General features: G+C 41.7%; 11 protein-coding genes. 7 read left to right on the top strand and 4 right to left on the bottom strand.

Translation table 11 applies throughout. The annotated features are described in order from the left end of the window. Positions 1–4 precede the first annotated feature (4 nt). The 3 genes from IJ00_RS24480 to IJ00_RS24470 are packed head-to-tail and all read left to right on the top strand — an operon-like array spanning position 5 to position 2,325. Positions 5–784 (top strand): GTP-binding protein, encoded by a 780-nt coding sequence (locus tag IJ00_RS24480; RefSeq protein WP_035157755.1) that lies wholly within the window; start codon positions 5–7, stop codon positions 782–784. After that, complete coding sequence (locus IJ00_RS24475; RefSeq protein ID WP_035157752.1) at positions 781–1,584, top strand: metallophosphoesterase; 804 nt, start codon at positions 781–783, stop codon at positions 1,582–1,584. Before IJ00_RS24480 ends, IJ00_RS24475 begins: the two co-directional genes overlap by 4 nt. A 9-nt stretch (positions 1,585–1,593) precedes the next feature. Beyond that, entirely contained in the window at positions 1,594–2,325 is a 732-nt protein-coding gene (locus IJ00_RS24470) for a metallophosphatase (RefSeq protein WP_035157747.1), read from the top strand. Positions 2,326–2,515: 190 nt separating this feature from the next. Here the strand turns inward: IJ00_RS24470 and IJ00_RS24465 are convergent, their stop codons facing one another. Then, entirely contained in the window at positions 2,516–4,036 is a 1,521-nt protein-coding gene (locus IJ00_RS24465) for a cellulase family glycosylhydrolase (RefSeq protein WP_238178389.1), read from the bottom strand. A gap of 1,079 nt (positions 4,037–5,115) precedes the next feature. Between IJ00_RS24465 and psb32 the strand changes: the two genes are divergently transcribed. Further along, positions 5,116–5,847 (top strand): photosystem II repair protein Psb32, encoded by a 732-nt coding sequence (psb32, locus tag IJ00_RS24460; RefSeq protein ID WP_035157745.1) that lies wholly within the window; start codon positions 5,116–5,118, stop codon positions 5,845–5,847. Positions 5,848–6,049: 202 nt separating this feature from the next. Here psb32 and IJ00_RS24455 read toward each other — a convergent pair whose 3' ends face one another. Next, a complete protein-coding gene (locus IJ00_RS24455; RefSeq protein ID WP_035157744.1) occupies positions 6,050–6,433 on the bottom strand; it encodes a DUF4346 domain-containing protein in 384 nt (127 codons plus the stop codon). 1,008 nt (positions 6,434–7,441) lie between these two features. On the opposite strand from IJ00_RS24455, the gene IJ00_RS24445 reads away from it, so the two are divergent. After that, positions 7,442–7,882: a CAAD domain-containing protein gene (locus IJ00_RS24445; protein WP_035157741.1), complete on the top strand. Its 441-nt coding sequence runs from the start codon at positions 7,442–7,444 to the stop codon at positions 7,880–7,882. Positions 7,883–7,969: 87 nt separating this feature from the next. Here the strand turns inward: IJ00_RS24445 and IJ00_RS24440 are convergent, their stop codons facing one another. Both IJ00_RS24440 and IJ00_RS24435 read right to left on the bottom strand, forming a co-directional pair. Next, a complete protein-coding gene (locus IJ00_RS24440) occupies positions 7,970–10,348 on the bottom strand; it encodes an AAA family ATPase (protein ID WP_046814915.1) in 2,379 nt (792 codons plus the stop codon). A 268-nt stretch (positions 10,349–10,616) separates the two neighbouring features. Next, positions 10,617–11,648 carry an ATP-binding protein gene (locus IJ00_RS24435; protein WP_052754533.1) on the bottom strand — a complete coding sequence of 344 codons (1,032 nt, stop codon included), beginning with the start codon at positions 11,646–11,648 and terminating at the stop codon, positions 10,617–10,619. Between the two features lie 181 nt (positions 11,649–11,829). Here IJ00_RS24435 and IJ00_RS24430 point away from each other — a divergent pair, with 181 nt between their 5' ends. Then, positions 11,830–12,138, top strand: coding sequence for a hypothetical protein (locus tag IJ00_RS24430; RefSeq protein ID WP_046814914.1), 309 nt, complete (start codon positions 11,830–11,832; stop codon positions 12,136–12,138). 960 nt (positions 12,139–13,098) lie between these two features. Beyond that, positions 13,099–14,577, top strand: a complete 1,479-nt coding sequence (cobQ, locus tag IJ00_RS24425) for a cobyric acid synthase CobQ (protein ID WP_035157735.1) — start codon at positions 13,099–13,101, stop codon at positions 14,575–14,577. Positions 14,578–14,587 lie beyond the last annotated feature (10 nt).

The raw sequence follows: 14,587 nt of genomic DNA, 5'->3' as shown, positions 1-14,587 counted from the left end.
TAGTATGAGTTTGCCAAAGATTACAGTTGTTGCTGGCTGTGCGGGTGCGGGTAAAACCACCTGGATACACCGACAGATATTAATTGCCGATCCCAGTGAAAACAATATCCTCTATTTCGCTCCTGGTACTGGTAATGTTCCCATTGACCAAACCCATTTGCAAAGCGAATTTACGAATTTAAAGATATTTAGCGATGGGCAGGAAATTGAATTTATTAGTCACTTGATAAAAGCGGATAGGGTGTTTATTGAGATAGCTGCCTATTTGGAATTGGGCGCGATCGCCAGTCTTTTAGATAGCTTACCGTACCATAGGGTCGCCGTCTTACCTCCCTCCTGGAAAGATTCAGAATTTCACCCTTGGGCAAAGGAAATTATTCCTGGTGCCGCAGTACAGACAACTGATTCTCAAAATCAATTGTGGCGATCGCCTACCACCGGGCAAGTAATTGACGAAGACAGCTTGCAGGAATTCTGGTATGAATTGACACAGGGAGCCTATGGTGAAGTTACCCGTGCCAAGGGAGTTTTTACAGTTGCTGATGGGCGATCGCTCTATGCAGACTTTGTGCAAGGTGTGCCCTCTACGGACTTTTTCGAGTTAGATTTTCCCCGCCATCTAGAAGGCAGACCCCAGCTATTTAGTGGGATTGAGGTATTAGGAAGCAACCTTGACCAAGTAGTAATGCGACAAACCCTAGGGGATTGCTGTCTGGCAGACAACGCCATTTTACAGTACCAGCAACAAGTCAAGCAAATTTTGGCAGAGGAGGCAATCTCATGAAAATTGCAGTGATGTCATGTATCCATGGCAACTATCAAGCCTTAGAAGCAGTACTCCAGGATATTGACAAGCAACAAGCCGAAAAAATCTATTGTCTGGGTGATTTGGTAGGATATGGACCCCATCCTAACGCTGTAGTTGCCCAAATCCGTGCTTTAGATATTCCCACCTGTGCGGGGTGCTGGGATGAAGATATCGTGGAAGGGTTAAATGCCTGTGACTGTAGCTATCCATCCCTACTGGCAGAAAAACGCGGATTAATCGCCCACGAATGGACAAACCAAGAGATTCACCCCGAAAATCGGGAATTTCTTGCCCAATTACCCCCAAGTCTGCAATTAGACAATCTTGCCTTTGTCCATGGTAGCCCCCACAGTAACCATGAATACCTTTTACCAGAGCTAGATGCATTTGTCGCCCTAGAGCGGGTATTAGTCACAGGGGCAGACGTGCTATTCTGCGGACATACCCACATTCCCTACACCAGGAACCTAGAGTCAGGTAATTTAAAAGTGCGGGTACAGGGTGAAAATACTGAGAGAAGTTTCGCCGCACCTCTGAAACGTATTATTAATGTTGGCTCTGTGGGAGAACCTCGCCATGGGCGACCCAATGCGACTTATGTAATTTATGATACAGAAAGTCAACTAGTCAGCCTCCGAGAAGTTGAGTACGATTACCAGAAAACCTGCGCTGCGATTATTGAGAAAGGTTTGCCAGGGATTTTTGCTTGGCGGTTAGCACGGGGTATAGAATTTGCCGAACGTGCGGATGATCCGACTCACGTTTGTACGAGATAGGGGAAAATTATGGCAAAATGGGCGATTTTAAGCGGAATTGAGGGAAATATTGCAGCCTACGAAGCGGTAATGGCTGATATCAAGCTGCAAATTCGGGGAATTGAAGCATTATATATCCTCGGTGATGTGGTGGGAGCCACACCCGAATCGGAACAGGTGGTAGAAAGGATACTGAATCCCAAGCGGGGAGAATTAGAACCTTTAGTATGTAAAGGGTGGTGGGAAGAACAATGTTTGATTCTCCATGGTTGGAGTGCAACAGTTGAACCCACGGATTTGTTAGAAAAGTATGGGGGAGAGACAGTAAAATTGCTCTGGGATGCGGTTTCTAAACAAACGGTGAATTGGATACGCAGTTTAGATTTTGGCTTTTTTGAATTGGATTGCTTACTGATTCACGGTTCTACAGTATCCATTGATGAAGAGTTGACTCCCGATACTCCCCCCATTTTCATGTGCGATCGCCTTTCTCGGATGCAAGCCAATAATTTTTTCTGCGGTCGTTCTGGTCTAGCTTTTCAGTATCATCTAGAAGGTGGTTCTGTCACTTCCAGTGTGACAACCCTGGATACCCAAACTCCTCCCCAAGTTGTCACCATTGATTCTAAGCAAATAGTCGGTGTCGGTAACGTCGGACGTAGCTATGGGGAGGCAGTGTATACCCTATATAATCCAGATAGTAATCAAGTGGAATTCAGAAACGTCCGTTACGGAGAAAAAAAGGGTTTTGCTAAAGTTTAGTGGTTTGTCACATCATTTGTAATGGGTAAAAAATGTGTAGTGTGAGCGTCTCGCTCCCTTACGGAAGTGGGTAAACCTAACCTCAAACAAAGTGAAGGAATACCCACAGTGATGCTAAATTTTCAGTTATGCAATTTAACTACGCGACAGCTTATCAAAATGAATGCGATGGGCTATTAGAAATTAGGCATCACAAACTCACCGCACTTATCTGTTGGGGTTGATAATTTGCACCTAATTTTTGGGCACAAAAACCTACTTGTTCAAAAGTTTGATTAGGTTGAATTACTTTTCCCCAATCAGGTGGATTTACAGTATATTTTTGAGCTTGAGAACTAAATGTCCCATTCCAACTTTGATTAATTGTTGCCTGACTCATTTCAAATTTCAGTTGCCAATTTCGGGTACTCGTATTACCCGGATTTGTAATTACAAAATCAACACAAAATCCTGTATTCCAATCAGATTTTATCTTGGCTGATGCTAATAAGGCAGTAGGAGAATTATTGGGTGGTGTGGATGTAATTGTTGGTATTGGTGTTGGCGTGGCTGTTGGTGTAGCTGTGGGTGTAACTGTGGGTGTAGCTGTGGGTGTAGCTGTTGGCGTGGCTGTTGGTGTAGCTGTGGGTGTGGGTTGTGGTGAGTTATTTGGTGTCAAAAGAGTACTTAAAAACTTCTGTTTTTCCGCATCTACAGTTATCCAATCATCTAATAAGATTCCACCGGTATCCGCACTATTAGGATTCCAAGACCAATAGGTAAAAGAAAGATTTTTCTGTCTAATAAAGTCGATAAATTGCCTCTGCCAAATACCTTCCTTGGAAACATTATCTATCTTGCGACCACCAAATTCACCAACAAAAATTGGTGCAATTCCTTGCTCAACAATATAATAAAAACCCTTTGACCAACGATTATAAAGATTGAGAGGAAAATTAGATTCATTAAACCAAGCTTGGTTATAAACCCCAGCACCATACTCATGGGGAGAATAAACAAGTCTATTAGCAAACTTTAACCGTACAGGATAACTTTTAACCCCTTCTAAGTTTCCACCTGCCCAATGTCCTAGTAACTGTTGTCCAGGGACATTATTTTGTACACCCTCAACAATAATCAACCAGTTAGGATTAATTGTTAAAATTGCATTTCCACAACGTTCTGCGGCTAATCTCCAATCCGTTGCGAGGTTATTAGTTCCCCAACTTGCTTGTCCATGGGGTTCATTTTTTAAATCTGCACCAATCACATTAGCCTGATTTTTATAACGATTGGCTAGCATTTCCCATGTATCAATCCAATCCTTTTCCGTAAATCCATCTCCATACCATAATTCCGGAATACGGAAATCATTGAGACGATGGGAATCGAGAATAATCATCAATCCTTGATTGGCAGCTTCTTGAATGATGATATCCATCACTTGCAAGGGAGTTTTTCCCTGCAAATCTTGATTATTTTTTAAACTAAAGTCAACTCCACTAATATTATTAGAACGTAAAGCCTGTACAGAGTATGGTAAACGAATTACGTTGTATCCCAGGTTTTTGATTTGGGAAATCATTTCTTTATAGTCACGCTTCCAAAGTCCGTGGGGAACGTGAATATCAGTTTCCATCCCAAACCAATTTACGCCTTGAAGGGAAATATTTTTCCCATTCACATCAATAATTTTTACACCTTGGGTTGATAAAGGAGTAGGAAATGTCACAGCGGCACTTGCTTTACTACCAATTATATTAGTAGGTTGTTGAAATAAGATAATTTGAATAGCAATAATTAAAGAGATAATCCAATAGATTCGTGTAAATTTTCTGATTTTAATTAATCTATATTTGACAAAAATATTTTTCTGCCTCTGGGAGGAATTAACATTGGCGCTATTAATCAAAGACAAGGGTTTGCTTAGTTTCAGCCCATGAAAAAATTGAGCAATCTGTCGAAAAATCTTGCCCATAAATATATATTTACTGAAATGGTTTGCATTCTTCCGCCCCTGACTAGTAAATTTCACCGGGCGGAATTATTTAGAATAAAGTCCGTAAAATTGCGAAATGATGATTACTGAATGCAGAGCCTGTAAGGTAATCGTGCCTAATCTATTTGAATTTTGGTGATGTATTGATGTCTGAAATCACAATCAAAAATGCAAATAAACCAATAGGCTTTATTCTCAACGGGTAGACATGATAGACAAACTGAATCCTGGTGGATGCGAACAATTCAGATATTAGTTGAAGCCAACTATTAAAAAAGTTAACTTCGATATCATCTATAGTCCAACAGAAAAATCACGGAAAATCTATTCGTGAGCTGATTCTATTAGTCAGAAAACTTATGATTAATTGGATAAATATAGTGTAATTATACCTGCGTATAATTTAAATTTGAGTCTTATTTTTGACATTAAAGTGCCTGTACAAGTTATATACGATAACTCTCTGTGGCTTTTTTCGTAGGACTTTGGCACTATTTTTGATGTTTATCCGTATAAATACGTATTCTAGATTGGGAAAATTATTTGTTTATTTAAGAAGATTTACTGGATTTTACCAAAAAAATATTTAACTTCCGGTTGGTTAGAGCTTGAAAAAAATCTTGTGATGTGAGAACTCTGCGAACATCTCATTTTATGGGGAATTCTGGGGAAAATTTGTCAATTGAAGTTGGGGTAGCAAGGCGATCGCCCTAGCAAAGAAACGGCAAATATATCTAGACTAAGAAAAAGTACAAGACTTTAGTGATACTGATGTAGTATTTTTTGGGTGGAATCATTCTTTTTGCAATTCGATGAACAAGCTCCTCAATCAGATGTTAAATTGGCAAAAATATCTCCAAAGGCTGATGTTACCACTGCTCGCCATGGTGATTACCAGTTCATTATGGGCTATACCAGCTGGGGCAACAGGTGTGTATCAACTCCCTGATTTCACGGCAGACACTTGGATAGTTGATCAGGGTGAAGTTATTAGCCGCTTAAATGAAGGCAAGATTAGCGACGATTTAGCCAACTTGGCAAGCAAAACAGGTAAGGAGGTGAGATTTGTCACCATTCGCCGTTTAGACTACGGTGAGACTCCAGAAAGTTTCACTCAAGAGCTATTTAAAAAATGGTTTCCCACTCCAGAAGCACAAGCCAATCAGGCTCTGTTCATGGTTGATACCCTAACCAACGGTACCACCCTGGTGACTGGGGAAGAAATCAAATCAGTGATGTCTGACGAGATTGCCAACAGTATCGCCCAAGAAACTTTCCTCGCTCCATTGCGGGATGGTAATAAGTATAATCAGGCATTTTTAGATGCGAGCGATCGCCTCAGTAAAGTTCTTTCCGGAGAACCCGACCCCGGTCCACCCCAAATTATTGATAAAGTACAAGTAGAACGTACTTTCAAAAAAGCAGAAGAAACCGACCAAGGTAGTGCCATTGCTTGGGTAGTGGGGCTACTAATTGCTGCCACCGTGATTCCCATGGCAACTTACTATCTCTATCAGGTGAATCAGCCATCTTCTGACGGTTAAATTTCCCCTAGAGACACCATGGTGTTGAGCATATAGATACTCTCTGATCCAAGAAATCAAATGCCCTGCAATGCTGACTCAGTGAAGTATCATTGACAGCTTTGCAGAAAACTAGAGAAACGCCTAAAAAATGATAATTCTAGATATTTTTCGGCGTAATCTTCTATTTACTCGGAGTATCTATATGCATTCACCACATCTTTTAATCTTGTACATACTCTTGCCCCGTTACGAGTGCAACTTCTGCGCGGAGAAACTCACGACCAAGATAGGCAGCATGATCGAGTAAACTAACTGGACAGGGCTGGGTTTCTTCAAAAATTCTTACACAGATTTCTTTTGCTGTTCTGCCTGTATATACAGTAGTAAAAGTACGGTCAACTTTACCCTTCGCAGGAATGACTTTACCCGTTTCTGGATCTATCGCTAAACCACGTTCATCAATTACGTTCGTAAAATGTTTAGCGTATATTAATCCTGCATCCCGATCCAAGTAAATGATAAAATACCCGTAGGGGTCAAGGTCTATATGGCGCTGAGAAAGTAAATCATCAATCGCTGCTAAATTTTCAATCGTCAAATCCATAAATTCCACAAAAAACTAAATAACATCAAGAATTTACACCTCCTATCAAGTTTAATTTCTTCTGTAGCAAATTTAACGAAAAGCCAAAAATATAATTGAGCATACATCTCAACTCGACTATATCCATTTCCCTGGAAGCTAAAATTTGACAGAACAAGCTCCTCCAGGATGAAACCTAGAGTTTTTTTATGTCTCATACCGACGTTAGGAAGTCATCTCAATTTCTTCGGACTGAGACGCGAGTCACAAAACTAGTTGATTACAAGCGTTAGCTTCACCCTACCCCTTATATGATTACTTCCTGTAATAACTGCCCCAAGGAATCATAACTAATCATCTGAACTTAATATCAAGCTATATAATTTTATAGTTTTTGATTAATTATTCAATTGATACAAATAATTACAAAACTTTATCGGTGGTAATCTAGATAAAAATTTTATTACATTTTAATATCAACCTGGTGATTGCAATACTGCTTGGTTAAGTATTCGCAACTAGAAACTTGGGGAGAGAAATAGCTCAAGATTAGTCTCTACGGGCTTTTCCTTCCCTAGGTGCTTCCCATTGCTCCTTCACCAAAGAGTATTGCCATTTGTGAGAGTTATGAGTTAGCAGCTTAAGATAGCTTAAATATCGGATAAAATCTGCCTCTGGGCTTGTATAAATAAGAAGTGAAGCGATTTTTGGATGATTTGTGCTTATGTGAGTATGATGAATATCGGCTTACAGAGTATGAGTTAACCATATATTCAGGATTCCAGTTCGTCAGAACAAAGAACCTAGAATGCTGATTAAAGCTCATCCTGCTACCTTATAACTACCACTTTGTCCATTAGGATTATAACCAGCTATGAGACGAAGAGGGGTTAAGGGACAATTATGCCCATAGGCAACAAAAGCCCTTTTTGACCTTAAACTCTGTCTTAACAGATGCCCAAGGCATCATAAATCCCACAGCCTTGAGGTTGTAATTGTCGGGATGAGAGTCACTCAATTGTCAAAATTATGGGAGCAGAAATGCAAGAACCGGAATTCGTGGAAACCAAATCTCCAGAAGCAACTATGCAAGATATCACTAACCAACCAGGAACCATAACTAAAGTCCCACCCGCTGGTCAGTCTCAAGATGAACTGCTGAAGTATGTAGAAGTTGCTTCTAATTTTCTAGCAAGTTTGCCTGAGTATTTAGGCACAGTGTTTAACAAGTACAAACAGCCTTTGGTAATTGTTGGAGCAATTTTGACTGCAATTATTGCCGTTAAGGTTCTCTTAGCAATTTTGGATGCATTAAATGACATTCCTTTAGTAGCACCTACTTTTGAATTGATTGGTATTGGTTATTCTGCATGGTTCGTTTATCGTTACCTGCTGAAAGCGTCTACTCGTCAAGAGTTAAGCAGCGAAATTGTGTCTTTGAAGTCACAAGTTGTGGGTAAAGATAGCTAGGAATTAGTTTGTAGTAATTCCTAAACTCTATGTATAAATGGTCAAGAAGAGGTAATTTTCTTGACCATTTTTTATGGCTTGAAGTTTTTAGAGCTTGAAGGTGACAACCCAACGGCGAAATAGTTCGACAATTATTTGCGATCGCCCTCCTATTTCCCAAATCACATCATGGCGCTTCAGTGTCTCGAAAGCATCTTCCCGAAAGACTCCTAGCTCCGTTAACTCTGCCACAGTTAATCCTTCCGGATGGCGTGCAATTGCCATGAGAATCTCCCGTTGTCCACTGGGATATTCCCCAGCTTGTCCCCATACCCCCTCAAAATAACCTCCACCATCCTGGAAAAAAGCCGGATTCTCTACCACCACATCCACATCCGACTCGGTAAACCTGGGTTGTCGCGGCTCTCTGCACTCAAACACGGTATAATTATACAGACGCACCAACTGGAACCCCAGTAACTGGACTAAATAGGGTTGTCCATGGGTCAGGGTATAAATTCGCTTCAGAGCGCCCGGAGTATAGTCCAAGGGAAAATCTTCAAAACCAGGATTGGCAATGATTTCTGCCACCGCATCTTCGGTCATAAAGGATACGTGAATCGGTGGTACCACACTGGCGTAAAAAGGCTGAAAATAATCCGTTGTCATTTCCTCCAGGGTATGCGCTCCTGCGAGAGCAAAAGCGATTTTGGGACTCATTTGGACTAAACTGCGGAGATATTCCATAAAAGTTGGGGGAATTTTGCCAGCTTGAATAAAATCCTCAATTTTCTCAAACTCGTCTAAAGCAATAATTAAACCTCGATGATTTAAGTTAGCTTGTACCTGTTGTAAATAGCGTTTAAAAGTGCGTGTCGGAGATTCCACAAATTCCCCATCAGCAGGAGGAGTTATTTGTAATTTCCTCGCCACAGCATCACTAATTGCGATTAAGATATCCCCTAAATTTTCCCCATCTGCAACTTCTTGAAGATTAATATAGGCTAACTCCACTCCCTCACCTAAAGCCGCATCAGCATTGCGTAAAATTGAAGTTTTGCCCATACGTCTGTGACCATAAATCACGACAGATTGCAACTGATTTCCCCGCATCCATAATTCCTGCAATTGCCCCATAATATCCCCCCGCCCCACAAACAAATGACCCTCCACCGGTGGTCCCACGACATAGGGTTGACCTATGCGTTGGGTGATGGTAATTTCTCCTACCTTGGTGGCGATTTCTAGGAGAACTAGCTGCCAGCGTTCGGCAATTTTGATAATTAAATCCCTTTCGGCTTGGGGAATTTTTGTTGGCTCATCAAGGATGTTTGTGAGTTCTCCTAAAGCTCGGTTGAGGGCAGAGGAACGCTGGAAAGGTGAGCGAGTTTGTTGAATAATTCGCACATTTTCTATGACTTGAACTAGAGATGTGAGAGTTTGCCAAGTGGTGGGGCGCAACAGATTACCTTGGGGGAAAATCGGGATTTCAATAGATCCAATTTCTGGTACTTCCTGAGCTATTTGGAAGCGACTTAAAGTTTCGGCAAGGGTATACATTTCCTCGCCATGGGGGAGAGAGCAAACGTGAGAAAAAGCCTTGGTAGCTAAGTCTGGTCGTTTTTTGTGGAGATGCCAGAAACCAGCAGCTGCCGCACGGGCTGGGGTGTCTAGTCTAAGCTTGTTATTTGGGGTGTTTTGACTAAGTCTGGTAATGGAAAATAATGCAGATGCAAAAAATACTAACTGCCAATCAAAAGGATTTTCGGCTAGAGAGGAAACACGCCCAATCAAATATTTTGGTGGTGTTTTCTCAAGAGTTTTATTAACAGCTGTAATTACGGGCATAAATTGTAAAGTATATGCCAGCAATTGATTGGCATTATCCACACCTGCTTGCCAATCCTTAGCTAACCACTTTTGTAAATGAATAGATAACTTGGGTAGGGGTAGGGGAGTAATCCGAGGAAGTAAAGAGCTATTGTGCAGGCTGTGTGAGTTCCAGGCGAAACACAATAACCAATTTTCCGGACGTAATGTCCCCACGCCGCCCGCCACGCCAAACGCCACGCCATACGCCACGCCAAACGCCACGCCAAACGCCACGCCGCCCGCCACGCCAAACGCCACGCCAAACGCCACGCCATACGCCACGCCATACGCCACGCCACCCCAACTAACTGAGACACCAATCTTTTCTAAAATTAGACATAGGGTAAAGGGTGTTACGACTGTCAGTATCAACCCTTGAATAAATAATCCTCTCTGCACAGGGTTCTCATTTAATATTTGCCATCCCTTACGCCAATTCATTTCCTGGGGTGGGATATAACCCCCACCAAACCTGCCTACATACCACCGCAAAGCCTGGGGGAAGAAAAATACCCAATACAGCAACAGCAAATAATCTAGAGGCTTCCACAACGACAAAGGGCGCTGTAATTTTGGCGCTAAATCTAGGCGTGGTACAGGACTTTCTTGGCTCATAATCTAAGCGGATGTTGGAGTTGGAACAGTCATATTTTTGATATATCAAAATAAGCACTTGTGCAAAATTAAATTGAAGATTATGGGATTGCTGAGTCGTAAAGCGACGCGCTACGCGAACGTCGTTCCTCCTCGCAATGACAATATTATTTTTGATACAAAATAAGAATTAGGATGCTCCCCTAAGTAAGTCCCTGTGAAAATTTCCAGCTTTGTCATTACGTTCCGGTTGCAATGACAAATAGTGCTTGCGTAAGTCCTAAGTAAATTACCTGTACAAATAATCTCTATAGGTGTCATAACACAATCGCATCAACCGTTGGGGATGTCCCCCACTCTCAGCAATTAACCGTAGAATATCTTGCTCATCAAAGTGTTTTATCTTAGCATTTTGCAACCGTGTGGTGATAAATGCTCTCATAGTGCCATCATCCCACAGGCTAAGATGTTCCGTCAGACAAAAATCAGCTAAGGGTGAAGTATCATGACTATCCTGAAAGAGATTTTGCAACGGTTGATTAGCAGCTACCACCAATCGCAATGGTTTATCCATTCCTTCTGCCAAACTGCGTAATTTATCTCGAATATTACGAGTGAAACCATTACGAGCTAATTTACCCAAATTATCAATCGCCAACAAAATTCTTTTCTCCCTCACCAGCCGATTAAACTGATTTCCCCGACATTCTTCTACCCCAATTCCATCACACAAGGCGCGATAAAAATCATCTTCGTCATCCTCAATTTCATTCAAATCCAGAAATACTGCCTGACGAGGCATATTTAATCTTTCTGGAGAGAGTTGACAAATCACCCACAACAAAGAGGATTTACCCAAACCTTGCTCACCAATCAATGCCACACTAGAGCCATTATTTAAATATTCAAATACCCGATGTAAAAGCGATTCCCTAGGGAAAAATAATTCTAAATCATCCACCTTCCCTGACAAAGGAAAAAACGGATTTACCGTGGCGGCGTTATTTACTGGAGGTTGCCTAGGAGGATGATTTTCCCTTGTCTGATTTTCGGTATATTCCTGATATTTATGTCTTATGGTACTAACAAAAGTGTTTTTACCAACTTCAACTTGTAAAATATTTTTGATTTTTGGAAATAATTTCTTTGTGGCAATCTCTCTAATGCTTATCTCCGCATAACCAGCTTCAGCAGCGATTTGGGTATATGTTTTACCTTCCCAACAACCAATAAATACTTTTTCCTCTGATTTCCCTAAAGCCTTCTGCCCTTGCCGCAAAAGTAAATCATTAATGAATCTTAAAGCCTCATTTGCTTCCATTTAATCTTGGTTGCTCTTGTTTGCTTCGTCGCCCTGCGCCATACTTTACCACACAAACACCTACATTCACCTACATTTACCGACTCATTCCAGAGAGAAAATCACCTACAATCCCAGTCTAGGCAAGCATTATAGACATCTTTTATAGTACGGAGGTATGAATTGAACTGGAGTAAATTTTATGTCGTCTCTGCTCCCTCCCAACAGTAATATTTCTTGCCAATCTGATAATTCCAAGACTACCGAGGAAATTTTGGACATAGTGAAAAATGTGACAGCAACCCTGAGCAATTCAGACACGGTGGAACTGGCGAAAACTGGTAGCCAGACAGCAGAAAATATCTTCAATATCCTAGTGAAAACAGGCGGTAAACCAGTGGCAATTATCCTTGCCATTTCAATTTTAATCGCCTCCACAGCCATCCCAATTTTTGCCCTAAGTCAGTATCATAAAGAGCCTTTTCCTGTGAATAAGACACTTCCAAAATGAGGATTATCTGACTTTGACACCGGAGTCGTATTTTACACCTGTTCCGTAGTTCGAGAAAAGGCATACTGATTGACACTCCCCTGGCAAAAGCCTAGCTTAGAGGGTGTTGATAAATTTGGTAAAAACCGCGATTTGCCATACTCCATACCTCACAGGCTTCGAGGGTAGGCTCTGGAATAGTGCTTATGTCATAAGTTGTGATAGGTAAAAATGTGTACTGGGAGATGTGTAGTGGGAGCGTCTGGCTCCCTGATTTTCGGAAGTCGAACCGCAGTCAACTATCAAAATTAATGACATTAACTAGCAGTGTAAGCGTTAGACTTCTCGGAGAGTACTATCCCTCAACTCAGGTGCAAACCTGAAGCTTGCAAGAAACATAAGTAGCCATCATGAACTGCGTACACCAGGACAGATGAAAATAGGCATTGGGCATTAATTATTTCTCCCTTGTCCCCCTTGTCCCCCTCGTCCCCCTCGTCCTCCTTGTTCCCCTTGTTCCCCTCGTCCCCCTTGTCCCCCTTGTTCCCTGCTTTTTCAAGTCAGGGGGAATTTACAACCTTTTGATACACAGGAGGACTTTTACACTATCCTCAAACCCCTGAACCCAAAAAATCACCTTGTTAGCAAAAGCATCAGGAAGGGAACAATATATACGGAAGTATTGACTCCTTTTATGAAGTCTTTAAAAAAGTATTTTGTACTGTAGAGGATTTCATGGCAAAAAAGTAATACCGATTCAAAAATGTGTGCGACAGATACCCCACCCGCCTAACGGCACCCTCCCCTTACCAAGGAGAGGGTTGGGGAGGGGTTTTATCCATGTGTTGTATTCTTTTTTCAAATTGGTGTAACTAGTCATCAGCTAGAGATAAATTTTTACCCATGAATCTACGGTCTAAATATGGCTGTATACAACTTCACACTTTAAAATCATAAAACTGACCTGGAAGACCGATAATTATGAAAGCAATTATGGTAGTGGGGACAACATCCCATGCTGGGAAATCACTGATTACTGCGGCAATTTGTCGAATCCTATCACGGCGTGGCTGGCGAGTGGCTCCCTTTAAGGGTCAGAATATGGCTTTAAATGCCTATGTGACTGCCAATGGTGGTGAAATGGGTTATGCTCAGGCAGTGCAAGCTTGGGCTGCGGGTGTGGTTCCTTGGGTAGAAATGAATCCCATTTTGCTGAAACCTCAAGGTGATATGACTTCCCAGGTGATTATTAAAGGTAAGTCTATGGGAAGGGTAAATGCTGCGGATTATTATGAGCAGTATTTTGATATGGGTTGGCGAGCAATTGAAGAATCTTTACAACATTTAGGCAATGAGTATGATTTGCTAGTTTGTGAAGGTGCAGGTAGTCCGGCAGAAATTAATCTCAAGCACCGAGATTTAACCAATATGCGGATTGCCAAGCATTTGAATGCACCGACAGTATTAGTTGTAGATATCGAGAGGGGTGGTGCTTTTGCCCATGTTGTGGGAACTTTGGAGTTATTGGAACCAGAGGAACGGGCTTTAGTTAAGGGTGTGGTAATTAACAAATTCCGAGGACAGCGATCGCTCCTAGAACCGGGTATTAAATGGTTGGAGGAACGCACGGGTATCCCAGTATTAGGTGTGATTCCTTACATGGAGGAATTGTTCCCGGCAGAAGACTCTCTGGATTTACTGGAACGCAAAAGTCATAAATCCCAGGGTGACATCCAAATTAGCGTGGTGCGTCTACCTCGTATCTCGAATTTCACCGATTTTGACCCCCTAGAATCAGAATCTAGTGTCTCTGTCAAGTATTTGAGTCCTAAACAAGATTTAGGACATCCCGATGCGGTGATTCTCCCTGGAACTAAAACTACTATTCCTGATTTAATGCTGCTGCAAAGAACTGGAATGGCAGAAGCAATCCAAAATTACGCTGCCGCAGGTGGTACAGTATTGGGTATTTGTGGGGGTTATCAAATCCTCGGACAAATGATTGCTGACCCAGAAGGCATAGAAGGGCAAGCTGGAAGATTCCCAGGATTGGGACTTTTACCGATAAAAACAGTGATTACAGGGCAAAAAATCGCCCGTCAACGTCAAGTTTCTTCTAATTTCCCCCAAATTGGTTTACCTGTAACGGGATTTGAAATTCACCAAGGGCGATCGCGTGTGGAAACTCAAGGAGTAGATCCCCAAGCATATCAACCCCTATTTGACGATGTGAACCTGGGTTTAGTTGATAAATGTCAGTCTGTCTGGGGTACTTACCTCCATGGTATTTTCGATAATGGACCCTGGAGAAGAGCTTGGCTGAATCGTCTGCGTCAACAACGTGGTTTAAAATCTTTACCTACAGGTGTTGCTAACTACCGCGAGCAAAGGGAACAAATTTTAGACTCCCTTGCTACTCAGGTAGAGCGACATCTAGATTTATCTCCCTTGTTGTCGTAATCACCCAAAA

The organism is Calothrix sp. 336/3 (assembly GCF_000734895.2).
In the GTDB taxonomy this organism is placed as follows: domain Bacteria; phylum Cyanobacteriota; class Cyanobacteriia; order Cyanobacteriales; family Nostocaceae; genus 336-3.
The sequence above is the reverse complement of the archived record's forward strand: the minus strand, read 5'-3'. Positions and strand labels throughout refer to the sequence as shown.

Bases quoted from the DNA above. Each gene is read 5' to 3' on its own strand.
- IJ00_RS24480 (WP_035157755.1), top strand. From the start codon at position 5: ATGAGTTTGCCAAAGATTACAGTTGTTGCTGGCTGTGCGGGTGCGGGT.
- IJ00_RS24475 (WP_035157752.1), top strand. From the start codon at position 781: ATGAAAATTGCAGTGATGTCATGTATCCATGGCAACTATCAAGCCTTA.
- IJ00_RS24470 (WP_035157747.1), top strand. From the start codon at position 1,594: ATGGCAAAATGGGCGATTTTAAGCGGAATTGAGGGAAATATTGCAGCC.
- psb32 (WP_035157745.1), top strand. From the start codon at position 5,116: ATGAACAAGCTCCTCAATCAGATGTTAAATTGGCAAAAATATCTCCAA.
- IJ00_RS24455 (WP_035157744.1), bottom strand. From the start codon at position 6,433: ATGGATTTGACGATTGAAAATTTAGCAGCGATTGATGATTTACTTTCT.
- IJ00_RS24445 (WP_035157741.1), top strand. From the start codon at position 7,442: ATGGGAGCAGAAATGCAAGAACCGGAATTCGTGGAAACCAAATCTCCA.
- IJ00_RS24440 (WP_046814915.1), bottom strand. From the start codon at position 10,348: ATGAGCCAAGAAAGTCCTGTACCACGCCTAGATTTAGCGCCAAAATTA.
- IJ00_RS24435 (WP_052754533.1), bottom strand. From the start codon at position 11,648: ATGGAAGCAAATGAGGCTTTAAGATTCATTAATGATTTACTTTTGCGG.
- IJ00_RS24430 (WP_046814914.1), top strand. From the start codon at position 11,830: ATGTCGTCTCTGCTCCCTCCCAACAGTAATATTTCTTGCCAATCTGAT.
- cobQ (WP_035157735.1), top strand. From the start codon at position 13,099: ATGAAAGCAATTATGGTAGTGGGGACAACATCCCATGCTGGGAAATCA.